Source organism: Candidatus Uabimicrobium helgolandensis (assembly GCF_041508025.1).
Classification (GTDB): Bacteria; Planctomycetota; Uabimicrobiia; order Uabimicrobiales; family Uabimicrobiaceae; genus Uabimicrobium; species Uabimicrobium helgolandensis.
Map to the genome: position 1 here is coordinate 3,453,678 of NZ_CP165719.1, position 19,700 is coordinate 3,473,377.

Genomic DNA, 19,700 nt, shown 5'->3' on the forward strand with positions numbered 1-19,700 from the left:
ATTAACGTGGAGTTTTTATTGAAGTTCCCCGGGAAATGCCGCGAAGTTCCATAACAAGTTCCTCGGGCTTGTCAGAAGCCTGTTTTGCTGCGTCAAGAGTAATAATTTCGCTTTTCACTAAAGCAACAAGAGATTGATTAAAAGTCATCGTACCGTAATAATCGTAACCTTCATGAAGCGCTTTTGGAATATCAAGAGTACGCCCTTCGGCTATCACATCGCGAATAGTTGGTGTCTTCAACAACAACTCTACAGCCGGAACGCGCCCTTTGCCATCTTTTTTACGAATAAGTCGCGTTGAAATAATGCCTTCCATAAGAAGACCTAACTGTTGGCGCAACATTTCATGTTGGTGCGGAGGAAAAAACATGACAATACGCTCGACCGTTTGCATCGCGTTGAGTGTGTGGAGTGTAGAAAATACCAAGTGCCCTGTTTCAGCAGCATTAATAGCAGCTTCTACTGTTTCAACATCACGCATCTCTCCAATAAGTATAACATCTGGACTTTGCCGCATTGCGTGGCGTAGTGCTTGCGTAAAACTTTCGGTATCAATACCTACTTCTCTTTGGCTAAAAATACATGACTTTTCTTTGAATACATATTCAATAGGATCTTCTGCTGTCACAATATGCTTAGAAAACGTTTGATTAATGTACTGTAACATCGATGCAAGTGTTGTTGATTTTCCACTTCCGGTAATACCTGTTGCCAAAACCAAACCGCGTTTACGACTAGATAAATGCTGCAATCCTTTTACCGGTAGACCTAGTTGTTCAAAAGAAGGTATTTTTTCCTGAACATGGCGAAACACCATACCATGCTGACTCATATGGCGAAAAACATTTGCACGAAACCTTCCGACATTAGGGATAGCAATAGAAAAGTCAGCGCCGCCAGTTTCATTAAAGTTTTCTTTGTTGGCTTCATCAAGCAAACGATCAAAAACCTTCCACATGTTTTCTTCTGATAAAGGCACATCAGCAATAAAGCGAATCTTACCATCAATGCGCACTGCTGGACGACTATTTGTTTTAAGATATAAATCCGACGCATTTTGTGCAATCATATATTTGAAAAATTTTGTGATATCCATCGTAATCCACCTCTATAGCAACATAAAGTCAAAATTCCAAGTATATAAAAGAGCAATTCTTTCGAGCCCTTGAAGGTGACAAATTAAGTGACCTGACAAAAGTAGTTGCCACATAATTTTGGCGGATCACCTAATTTTGTCACTAGGAGCGTGCCAACACGCCCTAAATAAACTTTACTTTAATATAAAGTTTATACATTCACAGCATTGAAGTCAACAGCAATTAGGGGAACTGTACTTTATTATGACGTTTTTATAGAAAAAAAGTTTAGAATATTTTGACCTATCATCAACTTATTGCACTCCTTAATTGAAGTGACACTTGATTTTATAGATATTACTAGAGCCTTAGAATAGAAATTTCATATTTTTTTGCTGTACAGTTCCATAGAAAGTATAATAGCTCCACATTAAGGTTTATCCATAAAGCCGAAGTGTAATTAATATAATGTTTCTATTTCATTTTAAGTCTAATTTCTAAGGAGATCTGGTGGATATACCTGAGAAAGAATCAACTCTAAAAAAACGTCGCTCTCTATCATTTCGTATAGCAAAATGGTGGATCCCTAAATTTTTCTATTACACTTCATTCTTCATATTTGGCACAGCGCGCAAAAAATATCATGGTAAGGAAAACTTTGATCAACTTGTTGATAATAGTCAATCTATTATCGTTGCTTGTTTTCATCAAGGGATATTGTTTCTACCGTACCTTTTACGACATGATCGCTATGGTAAAAGAATTGCAATGGTAAGTACCAGTCCAGAAGGAGACTATATCGCAGATGCAATGGCCATGTTTGGACAAAGTGCTGCGCGAGGTTCAAGTACACGTGGTGGAAAAAAAGCATTACAAGTAATGAAGGATATGCTCAATGAAGGACACAATCATGAAAAAGCTCATCACGGGCTCATAACTGTAGACGGTCCAAGAGGTCCAGCTCATAAAGTGAAGATGGGTGTTATTAAATTAGCACAAGATACTGGATTACCGATAGTGCCATTCAACTGGTCTGCGAAACCGCAAATAACTTTTGGTAACTGGGACCAAACTATACTACCATTTCCCTTCTCAAAAATTTCTGTTGCTTACGGAAAAGCTATCAAAGTAGAGAAAGATACCTCTGATGAGAAAATGGAAGAAATCCGCCTAGAATTAGAAAAACAACTTAAAAATTGTCTAGACATTGTAAAAGGCAATTCAACTATTAACTAATTTCCCAACTTAAAATCAAAACAATAACTAAGCACTTCTATAGAAGTGTACCTATTAATTACGGAAAACATACGAAAAAAATGGCAGTTTTTATTGCTGTGTTGTAGAATACAAACGAACGCACTTTTCGTTTTAAAAGTTGAAAGGACTGTTTTTACTATGAATAATTTTCATTTGGGAGATGTCGTACAAATTTCTTTTGGAAATACTAACGATATCGACGGAGACATTAATTTTTTTCAAAAACTGGGATTTAAATTACTAGGTAGAGACACAAAGCCATATCCTTGGGCGAACTTGTTTGACGGTGCTATACGTGTTGTTTTTAATCAAGATAAATTAGACTACTGCGGTCTAACTTATTTTGCAGAAGACATGTCTAAACGTGGAGAAACACTTCAACAGTTAAAAATAGAATTTCTCGACATTGACTTTAATATTGGTGATTTTTATCAAAAAGCAATTGCTGGACCAAGTAAAGAAATGCTAAGTATTATTGAAACAAAAATCAACGACGAAACGATGCCCAAAACAAACATCAATCAGGAAGTGGCGATGGGTCATATGGGGGAGTTTGCACTGCCAGTAAAAAATCTCGACGAATCAATAGCATTCTGGGAAAAACTAGGCTACAAAGTACAAGGAAAATATACTTCTCCTTACAATTGGGCTATTCTCAAAGATCGTAATTTTATGGTTGTTGGTTTACATGAAACTTCAGAATTTGACCAGCCTGCCATTACCTATTTTGATAAAGAGATGAGTACGAAGATTAAAAATCTCGAAGCGCTAGGGGTTAAAACTAAATCTTTCGGTGGCGAAGAAAACAAGATCGCTATTTCTCCTAGTGGTTACAGGGTTAATTTATTTACCGGGGATTTGAAGGGAAAGTAAATATATAAGTGCCAAAAGTATTTACCCATTGACATTTTGTTCTTTTAATTTCTAGCTTTGTTGCTCCTTAGTTACGCAGCTACAGCTGCGCGCCCTCGTCGCGCCTCGCTAGAAAATAAAAGCCCTGCACTCAACGGGTAACTACTTTTGTCAGGTCACTTAGGCTCGATACATAGTCGTTTACCCCGAAATATAAACTTTTCATTTAAATACGTTTTTCATATAATAGTTTTGATCGCAAATATAAAAAGCTAAAAACCGAAAAATTAAATTTTGCTATTATGCTTGAAATGTTATTCAATAGGCCAGCCATTAAATCTTTAGTTGAGAGAGTTATGCAACTTTACCTACACATTGGAATTCATAAAACAGGCAGTTCTGCTATTCAAAGATTTCTTTACCAAAATCGCAAACAACTTTTAAAAAACGGTTGGATTTATCCAAACCATGCAACACGTGGTAGTGCTCATCATCCATTAGCTGCTCTCTATTTGGAAAAAGAAAGGCGTCCTAAATTTCTTTCTGAGTATAAACATCAACTTGCAGGGTTAAAAAAATTTATAAAAGCACATCCCCAAGAAATAATGTTATTATCCAGTGAATATTTCGGAGCTATTGAAAACGTTGAAAGATTAAAAAACGATTTGTGTAGTACAGGATTTACATCTATAAAAATCATTGTCTATTTACGTAGGCAAGACGAAATTCTTGTATCGGGTTATAACCAAGTAGTAAAAGCCAAAAATGAGACGCGCAAATTCGATGTGCATTTTAACAAGATGAATTGGTTCACTCTGTTGCAAAAGTGGGAAAAAGCATTTTCTAAGGAAAATCTAATTGTTCGTGCTTATCAAAAAGAGCAATTAACACAAGGACTTACTAGTCACTTTACAGAAATACTTGGATTAAATGATGTAAAATGGGAAAAACCAGAACAACAAGTAAATCAAAGCTTAGATCTCGACTTATTAGAAGTAAAACGCCTAGCAAATATTGTGGAATATCCACTTAGTATCTCTACTTTAAACAAAATAAATAATATGCTCACCTCGTTTCCGCAACAAAAACTCTTATCTAAACAACAGAGCCAAGAAATAATAAATTATTTTTCAGAGTCGAATAAACAAGTAGCGCAAAGATATCTAAAACGCGAAAATTTATTTGACAAAGAATCGCCAAAAGATGAGAAGGAAATATTCCAAGGACTACAATTAGAAAAAGTTGTTACCGTCATGCTCGGCATACTTATAGATTCGAAACGAGCGAATCATCGTCACTTTGGAAAAAAAATACAAAAAAACAACACTCTTTTATTTCTTTGTTTTATTGCTATTTTTATCCAAACAATTGCTATTAGTTACTTGCTCTTTAAAATTTTGTAAATGGGTAAAGATGATAAAAATAAATCTCTCACGATTTTTTCTAATACACTTTAAACCAACATTAAAAATTCATGGTTGCTTTAATCAAAACCATTATGATAAAAATACCGAAATTAAAATAAAAACGGCAAAACAAACTATATTTTGCCATACATCGTCAAATACAAAAAATACATGTAATTTCAATGCTGAAATTCCATTACAACGACGATTTTCTTTCTTAAGAATAAAAGTAAGTCCACCGCACAAAAAATCTTTTTCTTTACGAAAAGTTTTTATCATTCATTTAGGAAAAAAATTATCATCAAGGTCTTTACAACCTCAGACCTCAAACAAAAAAAATATTCTTGTTGTTTGTCATGAAGTTTCTTTAACAGGTGCACCTCTTATAGGTAAAAAATTATCGTATGAACTCAATAAAAGCTTTAATGTTTTTTTGTGGGTTGGAAAAATACTAGACAACAGCATACTACCGCAATTCGAAAAACATTGTTGTCAAATTTTTGAAGGATTCCACAACTCGAAATATATTGCCAAAAAACTACCAAAGCTAGAATTTGCAATATTCAACAGTATTATAACGGCAGCCGTTGTTCGCGATATAAAGCCACATACGAAAACGATAATGCTAATACATGAATTTTCTTACTTTTGCTCGCAAATGATAACAAACACTCAAAATATTGCTGATATTACTGTTTTTCCAAGTGTAAAAGTTCAACAATCGTACACTAATTTTCCACTTAAAAAAATATTTACTCAACCACAAGGTTTTCTTGGCTTTAATAAAGATGGTGATTTCGATAGCACTTACTTAGATAAGTTAAACCAAGAAAACACAAAATTTGTATTATCTTGCGGAACAATATGTAGTAGAAAAGGTTACGATATTTTTTTGCAAACCGCGCAAAAATATCGCCAAAATTACCCACAAGAAAAAGTAATATTTATATGGATGGGAAGTAAAGATCAGCATAATCCCGAATATAATTTATGGCAAGAGGTTTACTCAAACTTAGTTCAATTAAAAAATATTTGCATGATTCCAGCGCAAAAAAACCCAGAAAATTTTTTCCACAAAGCTGATGTTTTTTACATGTGCTCAAGATTAGATCCTTGTCCCAATGTCGTTATTGAAGCAATGCATTGCAAAAAGCCCATTGTATTATTTGATGAAGGTTGTGGTTCTGTTGATTTTTTTCCAACTGATTCACAAGGAGCAAAAATTATACCTTATTTAGATGTGGAAATTGCGGCGAAAACAATACAATTTTTACTAAATAACCCTTCTCTTTGTAAGAGTATGGGAGATCGGAATCACGAATACGTTCGCGAGAATTTAAATTTCTCTGACTACGCTAAAAACTTAAAAGAAATTGCAGAGACTTAAGACAATTTATAGACTATTATGCCAATTTGCCTCTACAGACTCTATAGGAACAGCATCTTTTATATTTCGCAAAGTTTTATAATTTCGAGAAGCTACTATGAGTAAACGCCCAATGCGATGAGATTTATCATCTGGGCGGCGTTTATTAATTACTTGCTTTTTCCATTTTATAATTCGTGCATGTGGAAAACCCAACCATTTCAAAATTCCTTTTAAACAGTTTGGCCCAGAAGGAAACCAATTGAGATTATAAACTCCTGTCATTAAATAATCCTTACCTTCCCATGAACGAAATAACACTCCTTCTTCTGGTTCTGGATCAAGATCATTTTTTGTTGCTGTAGAAACGACCAAAAGCTCTTTTGTTTTATCTGCTGCTATTTTTAATCCTCTAACCGGATCTGGCAAATGATAAAATATTCCTGAAAACCAAGAAATATCAAACTGCTTTTTTTTAGGTAAATTTTTAGGTAAATCATAAAGATCCATTACTTTAAATTTTATATTAGAACTATCCATTTCACGGTGTTTAAGAACATATTTTGCTTGCCTAATCCAGTGCTCGCGAACATCGTAACCATAGCAGTATTTTGCTCCCAAGTCTTTTGCCCAAAAGCATAAGCCTCCAGAGTTACAAGCATGGTCAAGAAATGTTTTCCCGCCAAGACCATTGGGATATATATTATTAACCATTTTTTTAAATGTTTTCTCTCGATTAAGTGATAAAGATGGTGACAAAAATCTTCCACTGTCTTTAGTCTCAGCCATACCTGTATTCACTTCATTATTGAGCGAAATAGCCATATGCCACGGTCCAATTTCATTAATTTCTCGAATAAGTGTTTCTTTATTTTTTCTCTTTTTAAAAAACATACTTTTTTCTCCAGAAAATAATTTTATGTATTTTGCAATTGACAGATTTACTTTTTGCGGTGTAATTTGGGCATATCAAGACTTGGTATTTTGAGTGTCTCCCAAGTAAATCCACTTATTTCACATAGATAAGGAAATAGACGCTCAATAGCATGAGCAAGAGTTCCGTCAATCCCTAATGGTTCTTCAGGAAAATCTTGTGGTTGCAGTTTTAAATCAAACAAAGGCTCTAGCGCCTTTCTTCGCGCCCAAAACATTGCTCCAATAGGAAACTCAATATGTTGAGGTAACGTAAGGTGATGATCAATTTTTTTTAACAATTCTAATGCTAAATTTTTATTTGCTAGCGATGACCACCCAGGTAATCTTGGATCTTCGGGGAATAACAAACCTAGCTTTTCATTATCTGCAAATAACGACAGAGTGAATGCAAAAGCATCTTTACTCAACAAATGTTGAAACAAAAAATTACGCCATGCATCTGATGATTGAGTTGTTAAATCTTGTGATTTTTTGGTATGTACATGACCTATATAGTCATAATTTTTATATCTTTTTTCCATCAACAGGAAAGCAGAAATATTACGCCCTTGGTTAGGAACACACTCAATATCAACACTGCCTTTGCTATATTTTTCAAAAATACTTCCAATAGTAGTTATATTTTTTTCAGTGGTTGTCGATATAAATATATCTAAAGGATAGTCTAAATCATTTAAGTAGTTGCACAGTTCATTTGAGAATTCAGGATAGTACATATGTATATGTATAGCGATGGAATGCTCAGTTCGGCAAATTTTTTTTTTTGAAATATAGTTTACTTTATAAGGCAAAGTTATGTTTTTCATAATTTTATGTAAAGGATTATGATCTATGGAAATTTTTCGACTGCAAGAATCGAGAAGCAAAAAATAGTTTCCTCCATTACAAGGCTTGTAGTGTTGTTTCCACCAAAAATAATGATAACGAAATGCTCGTTTTTTTGAAATTTTAAAGTATTGAGCTATTTTTTTAATGATATTTCGATCTATGGAAATTTTTTGATCTAGGATTGGTTCTATATCAATATTCGTTATATCTGTGCGACACACAAATCTTTTACTTGAAATATCAAGGCTATCTACCCAAGATTTATCATTTACAATTACATAATCACAAAGACCTATGAACTCATACATCATAGATGTTTTCATTTGCGGGGTACGAAAAACGCCAGAAATAATACAGACTTGATAACAACGTTTAGCAAACTTCATTATCGATAAAAAATTATTATGATCAGTTATCATCCCTTTGATACAACCACTCATAAAAAAAATTTTAGCGACTTGCATTTGCCACCAGCACCATTTTTTGTAGTAAAATATAATAACAATATGTTTTTTGCGCACTTTTTCTAAAAGAATATTCATTTCAGAAGAAACTTCTTGCCCAATAAAAACCAGAATTATTTTACGCATAGAAAAACTCATTAAAAATCATGAAAAAAAGTAGTATGCTCAAAATAGCTAATATTATATTTGTATACATATACTTTTTTTCCAATCGCCCTATTTCCTTACGCTGCTGAGTAACATCTTCATGAAGAGAATAAATCATTTTGGCAGCGATTTCATCAAAAGGCGACATATTAGCGTGTTTTTCTACATTATTTCCCAAACTCATATCGCGCGATTCACCAATAACAACACCATATTCCTTAGCAATAAATTTATTTGTTGCGGCAAAAACGCTATCCATTTCGACCTCTAAGTCTTTAGGTAAAGTTAAATTGACTGTTTCATCGCTCTCTGTCTTTAGATATAATAGTCTATCCGAAAAACTACGGTCATTCTTTTGTTCAGCGTTAATATTTCGCAAAAATTCAAGCTCATTTATATTTGGTGTAGGATTAAATTTTTGAGACACTATGCGGAATTTTTTATACTCTTTGTTTATACCAAGGGCTTGTAAAAAATCCTTGACCAAGGAATGCGTTGTGTATTTTAAAATATGTAAATTTTTTTTCTTGAAAACTTTGCTTAATATTTGTAGTTTTTTTTCGTAATTTAATACATGTGTAAAATTGTGATAGTAGTTATCAATATCTACCGTCAATGATTTAGCTTTTATTGCTTGGGCATACGACGAAAGAAGCATTTCTTTCTGACTTCGTAGGTACAACACAATTTGAATTTTACAATTGTGAGAATCGCATAAATTGTATATTTGCTCAAAATGCTTGCGTTTCAAATTCCAAAAAGCTTCGGAAGAATATAAAAGAGTATATCGTTTTTTTGATTTTAGTTGTTTGCAAAATTCACGATAGGCTTCTTGGTATTTCTTATTATTCGGTTCACGAAAATACCGCGCAATAAAAACACCATTACCACTAGAGATTTTTCCTTGTATTGCATCAACAAAAAAATCCTTTTTTTCTCCAGGATAGATTATGCCCATCTTTTTCAAAATGCGATAATTCTGTGCACAAAACACCTGAATCGCAGATGTGCCTGTTTTTGGAGAACCGATATGCAAAAATAAAGTTTTCATGTAGTCACTTATTATTAAGGCAAAAAATATGGTCTATTTCAAACTGCAATCTCTAACTACAAAGTGGAAAATAAATTTTAATTCCGAACTCAACATTGAAGGTCTTTTTGTCGGTCAAAACTGGTCTCCAATACAAGAAGTAAAAATTTCTTGCGGGAAGCAAAGACAATTTTGCAAAAAAGAAAAATACCAAGTAGAAATTGACAATGAAAAAAAAACGGGGCTATACAAATTTTCAAAAAAAATTTTTCCACAAACAGTATTCTCTGTTGTCAAAATAAAAGTCTATGCTGCAAACGAAACTTATCAAAAAAAGCTATTTGTAATTCAACTAAGAAAAAGAAAAAACAATACTATTGAACCTCAAGGTTTAATATATAGCAATTTAGGTTGCTATGATAGTAAAAAGCAAAATCTCCTACTTTGTGTTCACGAAATATCTCTTTCCGGTGCTCCAATTATTGGCCTAAAACTCGCTCAACAATTGTTTGAAACTTACAACATTATTTTGTGGATAGGCAAAATTATCGATAAGGAAGTATTAATAAAGCAGTTTCAACAATGCTGTTTTAAAATATACCTAGGTCTCGAAAATCATCATAGTATAACAGAACTACAGCAGCAAACACCTGTGCAGTTTGCCATACTCAACAGTATCGTTAATGCACCTATTCTTCCAGCACTAAAAAATGAAAATATCAAAACCATTCTTCTTATTCATGAGTATGCATATTTTATACGCCAACATGTGCGTACATTTAGTTTTGAATTAGCTGATGCCATAGTAATGCCCGCCGCCAGTGTAAAAGAGTCCTACGAAGAGACGCAAACTTTTCCACAAGATAAAATATTTGTAAGACCTCAAGGCTTCATCGAAGCCAAAAATCGCGGTAGCTACTGCGTGCAGCAACTACAGTCTTTGCAAAAATTTTCAGGAAAAATAGTTTTATCTTGTGGAACGATTTCGGAGAGGAAAGGTTTTGATTTATTTCTACAAACAGCGCACAGATACCAACAACTATTCCCCAACAAACAGACTTTATTTGTATGGCTAGGACCAGAACCTCTGCCAAATTTTGTAAATTGGTATAATGTATACCAAGATTACATAACAATGAAAAATGTGTGTATTCTTCCACCACAAGAAAACGTAGAACCTTTTTTTCAGGAAGCAGATGTATTTTACATGTCCTCGCGCTTAGATCCTTGCCCTAATGTAGTAATAGAAGCAATGTACTACTCATTACCTGTTGTTCTTTTTGATAAAGGTTGCGGTTGCACTCAGTTTTTTCCTGAAGACACTGGTGCCAAAATAGTGCCATATCTCGATACGCAAACTGCTGCTCAACAGATAAATAACTTACTTATAGATGAAAATTTAAGAGATAAAATGGGAAGTTACAATAGTACTTACGTAGATAAAAAACTTAAATTTGAAGATTACGTTTCCGATATTTTAAAAATAGCGAAAAGTCTATAGAATCACTCTCGCCACTTTTGGTAAAATTTTTTGCGACTAGCACGACGAATTTTTTTTATGTTACGTACTTTATTATAGGAAATACTATGTAAATGAACAACTATCGCATCATAATTGCAAACTACACTATAACCGTGCCGACAGGCTTCTAAACATAAATCATTATCTTCGTAGTAAGCAGGCACATAACGCTTATCAAAGCCACCAATCTCTTTCCATAAGTTCCTTCGAATTACAAATGCTGCGCCCGTTACAAAATCAAGTTCTTTTACTTGATTGCAAAATTCAGTGTCACAAAAAACACTTCCTTCGCCAATACGTTTAAGTTTATTATTTTGTAAAAATCCGCCAATAATTTGAATTTGGCCATTTTCCAAAACTAATTTTGCGCCACAAACTCCGATATTATCATTTTTGTCTAAAACATTAATCATATCGTAAAGAGCCCTAGGCTGGATAAGAGCATCACTGTTTAAAAAAAAGATATATTTGCCACGCGCTTTTTTAGCAGCGTTATTGCAATTTAGTAAAAAACCAAGATTTTTATCATTGCGTATATAAACTATATTTTGCGCATATTTTTTTATTTCTTGTGTTTTGTCAGTTGAACAATCGTCAGCAACGATAACTTCATAAGATATATTTTTGCAATTGTCAAAAATATAACGTAAGCAATTATAGTTATGATGCCAACTATTATAAACAGGTACAATAATACTAACAATAGGCTGATGTTGTTTTTCAAAAACAATAGGTGTATAATCGTAAAACTGTGTTGTGCAAAGTGCTTCTGCTTCAGGCAGCTTAGTTCTATAATTTTTATCGCGTCCAATAAGTGCATAGTGAACAAAAGGATGATACTTATATGCTAGTACTTGCGGGTATTCTTTAATATAATACTCTTTGTCAAAATCTTGATTCGGATTTCGTTTGTGGTTGTCACCTATTTTCAAATAATGCTCAACCAACTTATCTTGCATAATTCCAGGATACATATTTCCATAATAACGATAATCAAATAAACCGCTTCTATCAATAATTTCTATCTCAAAACAACGTTTTTTATTAAATATTTTTTTTAACATAGTACTACAACTTATCTTTAATAACATTAGCAATTTTATAGTTTGTAATCCCAGTTTTTAATCAATACTCACCTAAAAATCAGGAGAATAAATGAAGGTATACCTACACATAGGCACATACAAAACAGGAACATCTGCCATTCAACGTTTTCTGCACTCAAATCGTCAAAAACTACTAGAATACAACATTGTTTATCCAGAGTTTAAGCAGCATAAATATGCGCACCACATGTTAGCTTGGTCGTATATGCCTCACAAAAAAGATTTGCAAAAAAGTACAATATCTTTTAAAGACATTGTTTCATATATGGAAAAATATCCACAGAAAACTCTCCTGCTTTCTTCAGAAATGTTTTACGCCATCGAAGATATACAAAAATTACAAAACGACTTACAAACACTAGAGATATTTCCTAAAATTATTGTTTATTTGCGTAGACAAGACTACTGGCTAGAATCTAGATATAACCAAATAACAAAAAGCCCTCGTAATAATAAAGCTGGCTTTGTTGATACTTTAAAAAACATAGAGTTAAATTGGTTTACAAGATTGCAAAAATGGGAACAAGCATTTGGTAGAGAAAATTTAATTGTCAAAGCTTATGAAAAACAGCAAATGCCACAAGGGTTAATAATAAATTTTTTACATATCTTAAACATAACCCAAATGGATGCCTTTCAAATGCCAACTAAAAAAATAAATACGAGCCTTGATTTAGATCTTTTAGAATTAAAAAGGTTATTAAATACAATGAACTATCCCGTAGAACTATCCACATTAAATGAAATTAATGAAAACCTACAACCTTTTTCACAAAAACTATTTTCTTTTGAAGAACGACAAAAAATCATAAAAAAGTATACTCATAGTAATTGTCAAATAGCAGAGAGATACCTCAATCGTAAAACACTCTTTTACGATGATTTTCCTAATAATAAAAATCAGTACAAACAGTATAATGGTTTACAATTAGAAAAAGCAATAGCTCTCTTTATCTCCATTACAAAAGCACAACAAAAGCAATTACAAATAAAACAGCAACTAACATTACAAAACAAAACAAAAAGATATAAAAAAAAGCTGCGAAGAGCAAAAAGACTCTCTGTTATTTTTGGCATACTACTTTTATTAAAATTTTTTTTAATATTATACTTACTATATTTAATAGCTTATCGTTATTAAACAAATACATTTTATTTACGAATGAATAGCTGTAGGATAAGCCAATGATGAGTAAATTGCGTCAAAAATGTGCGATTTTCTTTGTAGATCAAATAAATCTAGATATCCATCATTTTATTCACAAAGAACCGTTTTACACTGCTGTAATTAGTAAAAAACCATGTAATAGCGCTTTACTACCAAAAAGAACATTTTTTGCAGCTGACAAACCTAAACGCAAACAATATTTAAAAATATTTAAAGCCTTACTTCCTATATTTCACAAGCGAATAGAATATATATTTGTAAGTAGTTCTGCATTTTTTGGCCTAATAAGGTTTATCAAAAAAAAATTCCCACATATTCCAGTTGTTTTTTTAGATAGCTCTGGTGTTAAAAAAATTGAGTTTAGAAATATCATTGGTCTTGCAAATGTTGTAATCACAAACCGTCGCAACATGCTAAGCCAATTAAATATAGAAGGACATAAGTTTATTATTGCTGAAGATTTAGAAATATCTCTACTGCACTCATCTATTCATCAGATATTAAAAATAGCCGAAAAACACAAATTATCCCATATCAAAGACATTGCCAAATCACTCAATATCTCTCAAGAAAAAAGTTTTGATTACTATTATTATTGGTGGAATCAATATCGCAAACCAATAGTTGGATGTAATTATTTCTTGCTATTAGAACAGTACACTGCACCTGAGTCTACAACTATCAATACAAATAAAAACCCATTGATTTCCTTAATAGATAAAAAGCAACCATACAAAGTAAACTACATTCCATTAGCAAAAACCGAGCTCTCTTCATCGAAGATAGCTTTGCACATTCACATGTACCACCTAGATCTTTGTGAAGAAATTTGTAGTTACTTAAAAGAACCAAAACAAAATATAGATATTTTTATTACTGTTACAGATCATAATAACATTGAAAATGTACAGCAATGTTTTCTCAAGTACGGAAAAAAAGTAAATATACGTGTAGTTGAAAATAGAGGGAGAAATATAACAGCTTTCTTTTGCTATAACCAGCAACACTATCAAAAATACGATTTAATAGCACATGTTCACACAAAAAAATCTAGCCATTTCGACAAAGAAGCATCTAATTCTTGGCGTCATTTTTTGTTTGCTCATTTGATTGATGATAACATGATTGAGTCTATCACAACATTATTCGATCAAAATCCGCAACTAGGACTTCTATTTCCAGATGATCCATTTTTAACTGGGTGGTCTTGCGCTGCTAATAAAAAAATAGCTATACAACTAATGAGGAAAATCGATTCGAATTATAAAATTCCAAACTATATTGAATTTCCTGTTGGCACCATGTTCTGGACAAGATATACTGCGATTTATCCTCTCTTCGAATTAAAACTCAAGTGTATAGATTTTCCTAGTGAGCCAATAGGCACAGACGGAACACTAGCCCATACTATTGAACGCATCATTCCATTTGTATGCGAAAGCCAAGGTTTTTATTGGGAAACATTAAAAAGAATTGGTATCGAAAGAAAAGTTTGCCATTTTGTTCAAAACTAGGGAACGTAGATAAAAGCTACACTATTTCCTAACTCTTCGAATTACTTTATTAAAAAGTAATCAAAAATTTCAAATCTCGGCACGTCATATTTTCTCTTTTTTTATTGTTTCTCCAACACTTTCGATGTGTCTTCCCTTATTAAATCGCCAAAAGCCAAAAAAACATTTCGATATCGCGGTTTATGTGATATAAACTAAGGGTTACAATACTTTTGTTACTACGAAGTAAAGAGTCTATTAAACTTGGTCTTTCACTAAACAATAGAAATTTTTTTTAATAAATATAAAATTATGAAAACCTTAATTTTGCATATTGGCACACCAAAAACTGCGACAACAGCACTACAAATTTTTTTTAAACAAAACCGAGCAGCATTAAAAAAACTAGGTATTTTTTATCCACAAGAAAGCGATCAACAACTGCAACGCGCTCGTAAACATGGAATATCTTCAGGTAATGGTTATGAAATCGCAAAGTATTTACGATCAGGTTCCAATGAATATCAAAAATATTTTAGTTGTTTCCAAGAAACACTAAAAAATAATCAATGTCAAAAAGTACTATATTCAGGAGAAGGATTTTGGTCCTTAGACAAATCCTGGCAACAACTAAGTACAGAAGCAAGTTCAAAAGGCTATACATGCAAAGTAGTCGTTTATCTTCGCGATCTCAAAAACTATTTTATTGCAAGCTATATACAAAAAATTAAATCTCCCACTTCTTATGTTGGAAGTATTTTTGATTATTACGAAGCCTTTTATCCAAAGTTAAACTATCTTGATAAGCTAAATAATCTAGAATCGCAATTTGGGTCACAAAATCTTATAGTGAAAAAATACCCACCAGATAACAATAATATATACTGTGATTTTTTGCGTACACTGGAAATAGATAACCAACAACTATTCACTTTTCCAAATCAACATGTAAATGTTACCCCGAATCCGTATGAAATAGAGTTGCTAAAAAATACTAATTACGTAAACAGTTCTGGGCATTTCCAGCATCGTTTATCTCGTTTAAAACAACAATTAAATAAATATGATTTTTTTGATAACAAAAAAGTCGTACTTCCTACTAATTTAGCAAACAAAATAGATGAATCTTGGCAAGAGATGATTAGTGTTATTAATAAAAAATATCAAGTTGATTTGCAAAAAGAGGTTGTATCTAACGCTAACAATGTTTTAGAAATAAATAAAACACCAGAAATGTCACCATACGAAAAAATTCTTTGCCGTATAGTTTATTCCCTTCATCAAGATATAAAAAAGCAAGAAGATAGAGCGCAAAAAACAAGAAAAACAATCATTAATTTACAAAATCAAAATGCAAAATTAAGAAAAAATATTACCATTTCGTCTGTCATTCTTGCTCTAATTATTATTATCACTAATTTAATACTTCTTTACATATTGACAATTAAGTAGCAGTACTATTCTGCTTAAATAACCGTTGCAAAGCCTTACTGTTTTGGAGAACAATATTTTTGTCTCCCCAGGACTCGACTTTTCCCTTGTTAAAAACAATTAATTTATCTACATAGTCAAGAGCAGCTTCTTTATGAGAAATAATAAATATCGTTTTTGATTGGCAATGATCTCTTATATATTCGCGCGTTTGTTTTTCGCTAATTTTATCTAAAGACGTAGCTACTTCATCTAAAATTAAAATATCGCTTTCTTTTAGTAACGCTCTAGCAATAGTCAACCTTTGTTCCTCTCCACCCGAAAACTTTGTTTTTTGTTCATAAACAGTATCGAAATCATTTTCTAACAAAAACTCTAAGATCTGCGTATTGTACACAATATTTTCAATTTTTTCTTTTTCGACAGGCATTCCACAACATATATTATCCCATATAGATAGATTGAATAGATAAGATTTTTGAGTAACAGTACTTATTTTTTTGCGTAAACTATATGTATTATAGTCAGCCAAATTCTTGCCATCAATACGGACTTCTCCACTACAAGGCGTAAAAAACTTCAACAACATTTTTCCCATAGTGCTCTTACCTGAACCGTTATAACCAAAAACCCCGACCTTCTCTCCTTTGTTAACTTCAAAAGACACGTTTTTCAGCGCCAATTTATTTTTCCTATACGCAAAACAAACGTTTTCAAATACAATTTTATCTTTGAATTCAAAAGTAAGAGTACCATCATTTTTTTCAGAGCAAGAAACAGCCTCGTCTTGGAGAAAAAATACTTTTTGAGCAATAGTGGTGCAACGTACAAGTTTATTATATATTCCACTCAGCTTACGTATAGGATCAACCATAACCGCTACAGCGGCATAAAACACAAAAAAATCTCCTGGAGTCATTTGCTTTTCGAGAACCATGCGCGCTGAAATTAACAAGACTGTTAGTCCAGCTATAGATACCAGAATTTCTACCGCAGGTCCTGTACTAAAATCATACTTGGCAAGCTGCATCCGCTTTTTTAGTAAGGAGTTTTGTTTGCTGTACAGCTTCTCTGAAAAAAAACTTTCAAGATGAAAAATTTTTAATGTATGTATGCCGTGAAAGATATCCTGAAAAATACTTAAAAGAGCGCCATCTTCAAAAATATTTTCGCGCAATTTTTCGCGTATTTTGCGGCCAATAAAATATACTGTTAGTATGATAATAGGAATAGCTGCAAATATAATTAAACTCAACGACCAGCTGATAGTAAAACAAATGCATAACGAAGCAATAATTTTTAATGGTTCTCGTTGCAATTTACCAAAAATTAAACGAATGCCTATGGTAAGTGCTGAAGTTTGTCGATAAAGTAAATTAATAATATGTGCACTATTTTTTTTAGTAAAAAATTCCATATTTGCGTAAATAAGTTTATCAAAAGTGTTATTTATTATGTATATTAGTGTCATATTTGCAATATAACTACTCAAATAATCATGAATAAAACGAAGTATATTTTTTATCACAATCACAAACATCATAAAATAAATACTTACATACAATACATTATAACGGTCATTTAAAAAATTTTTTCCAAAAACTAAAATAACCTTTTCACCAACCCAGCCTAAATTCTTTAACTGAGCAACAACGGTACTATTACTCGCAAATAAACAATCACCAATAGGCTTAAAAACAGCAAGAGAAGCAAAATGCATTATAGAAATCGCAAAAGAAAAAAATATAGACATAATAACAAGCATTGTGTAGGGCTTTGTATACTTGAGTAAGCGCCAATACATCGCAACATAATTTTGCTCTTTTTCGTTTTTAGTTACCATTTTAGTAGTACAATTCTAAAAAAATTTAGTTTAGTCATGTTAAAAATAAGCACCTGCAATCTACCTATTCTAGCGAAAATAACACATTGTTGTACTTTTTTACAAAAAAATTAAATTACGAGAAATCTCTTCTACTTATGAAAATTCTAATACTACACATCAAAGACCTCCGTAATGACTTTTGTATATTTCGCGAAACAGCGAAATCTTTTTTAGGATTTGCACAAGTTACAGAAGCATTTTTAAAAGAAAGTGCTGTTTCGACACAAGGAATAAATATTCATGAATTCCATTTTCCTAAAAAAGATTTAAAAAAAACGTATGTTGTCAAAGAAATGCAGAGATTTTTACAGCAAGAAAATTTCGATATTGTTATAGCTCATCGCTATCGTGCAATCCAAATTCTTTCTCGCGCAAGTAAGCATTTAAATTTTATTAAGATAGGGGTCTTTCATGGATTAAATAACTTATCCTTTTCGAAAAAAAGGTTTTTAAACAAAAACACAAGCGATTTTCATTTTACTTGCGTCTCACAAGCAGTAAAAGACTACCTAGTTAAAAATAAAATTTCCGAGCAAAAATGCAGTGTTATTTATAATGCGATAAACATTTGTGGAGTGAAAAAAAAACAATACTCAAGAACCCAAGCACGCCGAGAATTACAACTTGATAGCAATGATTTTATTTACGCGATGGTTGGCCGTATGTCAACCCAAAAAGGCTATGAATACTTACTTCCGGCTTTTAGTAAAGTTTGCAATGACTACCCACAAGTTAAATTGTGTATTATCGGTAGCGGTAGAAAAAAAATTTACAAATACATTAAAAACTTTGCGCAAAAATACAAGTTGGAAAAAAACATAGTGCTCAAAGGATATATTCCAAATGCTTATAAATACATGGGGGCATTTGACACCCTTGTTTTACCTTCGACATCTGAAGGTTTTGGGATCGTTCTTCTAGAGGCAATGTGTGCGCAAATTCCGATCATTGCCTCTAGCGCTGGAGGAATTCCAGAAGTCTTACAATCACAAAATTATATTTTTGAAACAGAAAATGTTACAGAACTACACAAGGCCATGTCGAATATTTTTAGCAACAGTAACCAAAAAACTCGATACGAAAAACTCCAAAAGGATTTTTGTATTGAAAAACACTACGCTGCTTATCGCAATATAATCAAAATGTTAAGAAATGGTACAATAAAATAATTTTACAAAGGCAGGTAAAGATGGAACAAAAATCGACAACAATTAATGGTGTATATGAATTTAAGCTCAAGATGCACTACGACAGCCGTGGATGGTTGTCAGAAGTTTTTCGTCAAGAGTGGGATGTCCCTTGTCCTCCAATACAATGGAACACTGTTTTTTCAAAAAAAAATACCCTTCGAGGTGTCCATACTCATTTAGATCACTACGATTATTTGGTTGTACCATTTGGAAAAATGCTGCTTGGCTTAAAAGATTTACGCATCAACTCTCCTACGTTTGAAGTAAGTAATATAGTCACACTCTCACCACAAAATTTATCCGCATGGCTTATACCTCCGGGAGTGGCTCATGGATTTTTTTTCCCGCAAGACTCTATACACTTTTATGGTCTATCTGGTTACTGGAATTTAGAAATGGATTTTGCGTGTAAATGGAATGATCCAGACCTCGGTTTAGACTGGCCAACTTCTAATCCTACTCTTTCAAAGAGAGACCAACAGGCAAAAACATTACAACAGGTACGTGAACAATTACGACAACTCCAACCAAAGGAATACTAAG

16 protein-coding genes are annotated in these 19,700 nt (G+C 32.5%); 10 read left to right on the forward strand and 6 right to left on the reverse strand.

The window, feature by feature from the left end:
* Position 1: 1 nt before the first annotated feature.
* Positions 2–1,096 carry a type IV pilus twitching motility protein PilT gene (locus tag UABHE_RS12650; RefSeq protein ID WP_372370684.1) on the reverse strand — a complete coding sequence of 365 codons (1,095 nt, stop codon included), beginning with the start codon at positions 1,094–1,096 and terminating at the stop codon, positions 2–4.
* 490 nt (positions 1,097–1,586) lie between these two features.
* Between UABHE_RS12650 and UABHE_RS12655 the strand changes: the two genes are divergently transcribed.
* The 4 genes from UABHE_RS12655 (at position 1,587) to UABHE_RS12670 (ending at position 5,978) form a co-directional block, all read left to right on the forward strand.
* A complete protein-coding gene (locus UABHE_RS12655) occupies positions 1,587–2,312 on the forward strand; it encodes a lysophospholipid acyltransferase family protein (protein WP_372370685.1) in 726 nt (241 codons plus the stop codon).
* 159 nt (positions 2,313–2,471) lie between these two features.
* Positions 2,472–3,206: a VOC family protein gene (locus UABHE_RS12660; RefSeq protein ID WP_372370686.1), complete on the forward strand. Its 735-nt coding sequence runs from the start codon at positions 2,472–2,474 to the stop codon at positions 3,204–3,206.
* Positions 3,207–3,541: 335 nt separating this feature from the next.
* A complete protein-coding gene (locus UABHE_RS12665; protein WP_372370687.1) occupies positions 3,542–4,588 on the forward strand; it encodes a hypothetical protein in 1,047 nt (348 codons plus the stop codon).
* A 10-nt stretch (positions 4,589–4,598) separates the two neighbouring features.
* Positions 4,599–5,978 (forward strand): glycosyltransferase family 4 protein, encoded by a 1,380-nt coding sequence (locus tag UABHE_RS12670; protein ID WP_372370688.1) that lies wholly within the window; start codon positions 4,599–4,601, stop codon positions 5,976–5,978.
* A 6-nt stretch (positions 5,979–5,984) separates the two neighbouring features.
* Here the strand turns inward: UABHE_RS12670 and UABHE_RS12675 are convergent, their stop codons facing one another.
* The 3 genes from UABHE_RS12675 to UABHE_RS12685 are packed head-to-tail and all read right to left on the reverse strand — an operon-like array spanning position 5,985 to position 9,383.
* Positions 5,985–6,851, reverse strand: coding sequence for a class I SAM-dependent methyltransferase (locus tag UABHE_RS12675; protein WP_372370689.1), 867 nt, complete (start codon positions 6,849–6,851; stop codon positions 5,985–5,987).
* Between the two features lie 47 nt (positions 6,852–6,898).
* Positions 6,899–8,311, reverse strand: a complete 1,413-nt coding sequence (locus UABHE_RS12680) for a rhamnan synthesis F family protein (protein ID WP_372370690.1) — start codon at positions 8,309–8,311, stop codon at positions 6,899–6,901.
* Complete coding sequence (locus tag UABHE_RS12685) at positions 8,304–9,383, reverse strand: hypothetical protein (RefSeq protein ID WP_372370692.1); 1,080 nt, start codon at positions 9,381–9,383, stop codon at positions 8,304–8,306. The genes UABHE_RS12680 and UABHE_RS12685 overlap by 8 nt, the downstream gene beginning before the upstream one ends.
* Before the next feature lie 28 nt (positions 9,384–9,411).
* Here UABHE_RS12685 and UABHE_RS12690 point away from each other — a divergent pair, with 28 nt between their 5' ends.
* Positions 9,412–10,863 carry a glycosyltransferase family 4 protein gene (locus tag UABHE_RS12690; RefSeq protein WP_372370693.1) on the forward strand — a complete coding sequence of 484 codons (1,452 nt, stop codon included), beginning with the start codon at positions 9,412–9,414 and terminating at the stop codon, positions 10,861–10,863.
* Between the two features lie 2 nt (positions 10,864–10,865).
* On the opposite strand, the gene UABHE_RS12695 is transcribed toward UABHE_RS12690, so the two are convergent.
* The gene (locus tag UABHE_RS12695) at positions 10,866–11,948 is read right to left on the reverse strand and encodes a glycosyltransferase family 2 protein (protein WP_372370694.1); all 1,083 of its coding nucleotides are present in this window, start codon (positions 11,946–11,948) and stop codon (positions 10,866–10,868) included.
* Positions 11,949–12,039: 91 nt separating this feature from the next.
* Here UABHE_RS12695 and UABHE_RS12700 point away from each other — a divergent pair, with 91 nt between their 5' ends.
* The 3 genes from UABHE_RS12700 (at position 12,040) to UABHE_RS12710 (ending at position 16,103) form a co-directional block, all read left to right on the forward strand.
* The gene (locus UABHE_RS12700; RefSeq protein ID WP_372370696.1) at positions 12,040–13,131 is read left to right on the forward strand and encodes a hypothetical protein; all 1,092 of its coding nucleotides are present in this window, start codon (positions 12,040–12,042) and stop codon (positions 13,129–13,131) included.
* Positions 13,132–13,175: 44 nt separating this feature from the next.
* The gene (locus tag UABHE_RS12705) at positions 13,176–14,672 is read left to right on the forward strand and encodes a rhamnan synthesis F family protein (RefSeq protein WP_372370697.1); all 1,497 of its coding nucleotides are present in this window, start codon (positions 13,176–13,178) and stop codon (positions 14,670–14,672) included.
* Between the two features lie 291 nt (positions 14,673–14,963).
* Complete coding sequence (locus UABHE_RS12710; RefSeq protein ID WP_372370698.1) at positions 14,964–16,103, forward strand: hypothetical protein; 1,140 nt, start codon at positions 14,964–14,966, stop codon at positions 16,101–16,103.
* Here UABHE_RS12710 and UABHE_RS12715 read toward each other — a convergent pair.
* Complete coding sequence (locus UABHE_RS12715; protein WP_372370699.1) at positions 16,096–17,925, reverse strand: ABC transporter ATP-binding protein; 1,830 nt, start codon at positions 17,923–17,925, stop codon at positions 16,096–16,098. The genes UABHE_RS12710 and UABHE_RS12715 overlap by 8 nt on opposite strands.
* Positions 17,926–18,062: 137 nt before the next feature.
* On the opposite strand from UABHE_RS12715, the gene UABHE_RS12720 reads away from it, so the two are divergent.
* Both UABHE_RS12720 and UABHE_RS12725 read left to right on the forward strand, forming a co-directional pair.
* On the forward strand, positions 18,063–19,136 hold the full coding sequence (locus UABHE_RS12720) for a glycosyltransferase family 4 protein (RefSeq protein WP_372370701.1): 1,074 nt from the start codon (positions 18,063–18,065) through the stop codon (positions 19,134–19,136).
* A 20-nt stretch (positions 19,137–19,156) separates the two neighbouring features.
* On the forward strand, positions 19,157–19,699 hold the full coding sequence (locus tag UABHE_RS12725; RefSeq protein WP_372370702.1) for a dTDP-4-dehydrorhamnose 3,5-epimerase family protein: 543 nt from the start codon (positions 19,157–19,159) through the stop codon (positions 19,697–19,699).
* Position 19,700: the final 1 nt, after the last annotated feature.

Bases quoted from the DNA above. Each gene is read 5' to 3' on its own strand.
- UABHE_RS12650 (WP_372370684.1), bottom strand. From the start codon at position 1,096: ATGGATATCACAAAATTTTTCAAATATATGATTGCACAAAATGCGTCG.
- UABHE_RS12660 (WP_372370686.1), top strand. From the start codon at position 2,472: ATGAATAATTTTCATTTGGGAGATGTCGTACAAATTTCTTTTGGAAAT.
- UABHE_RS12665 (WP_372370687.1), top strand. From the start codon at position 3,542: ATGCAACTTTACCTACACATTGGAATTCATAAAACAGGCAGTTCTGCT.
- UABHE_RS12670 (WP_372370688.1), top strand. From the start codon at position 4,599: ATGATAAAAATAAATCTCTCACGATTTTTTCTAATACACTTTAAACCA.
- UABHE_RS12675 (WP_372370689.1), bottom strand. From the start codon at position 6,851: ATGTTTTTTAAAAAGAGAAAAAATAAAGAAACACTTATTCGAGAAATT.
- UABHE_RS12680 (WP_372370690.1), bottom strand. From the start codon at position 8,311: ATGCGTAAAATAATTCTGGTTTTTATTGGGCAAGAAGTTTCTTCTGAA.
- UABHE_RS12685 (WP_372370692.1), bottom strand. From the start codon at position 9,383: ATGAAAACTTTATTTTTGCATATCGGTTCTCCAAAAACAGGCACATCT.
- UABHE_RS12690 (WP_372370693.1), top strand. From the start codon at position 9,412: ATGGTCTATTTCAAACTGCAATCTCTAACTACAAAGTGGAAAATAAAT.
- UABHE_RS12695 (WP_372370694.1), bottom strand. From the start codon at position 11,948: ATGTTAAAAAAAATATTTAATAAAAAACGTTGTTTTGAGATAGAAATT.
- UABHE_RS12700 (WP_372370696.1), top strand. From the start codon at position 12,040: ATGAAGGTATACCTACACATAGGCACATACAAAACAGGAACATCTGCC.
- UABHE_RS12705 (WP_372370697.1), top strand. From the start codon at position 13,176: ATGATGAGTAAATTGCGTCAAAAATGTGCGATTTTCTTTGTAGATCAA.
- UABHE_RS12710 (WP_372370698.1), top strand. From the start codon at position 14,964: ATGAAAACCTTAATTTTGCATATTGGCACACCAAAAACTGCGACAACA.
- UABHE_RS12715 (WP_372370699.1), bottom strand. From the start codon at position 17,925: ATGGTAACTAAAAACGAAAAAGAGCAAAATTATGTTGCGATGTATTGG.
- UABHE_RS12720 (WP_372370701.1), top strand. From the start codon at position 18,063: ATGAAAATTCTAATACTACACATCAAAGACCTCCGTAATGACTTTTGT.
- UABHE_RS12725 (WP_372370702.1), top strand. From the start codon at position 19,157: ATGGAACAAAAATCGACAACAATTAATGGTGTATATGAATTTAAGCTC.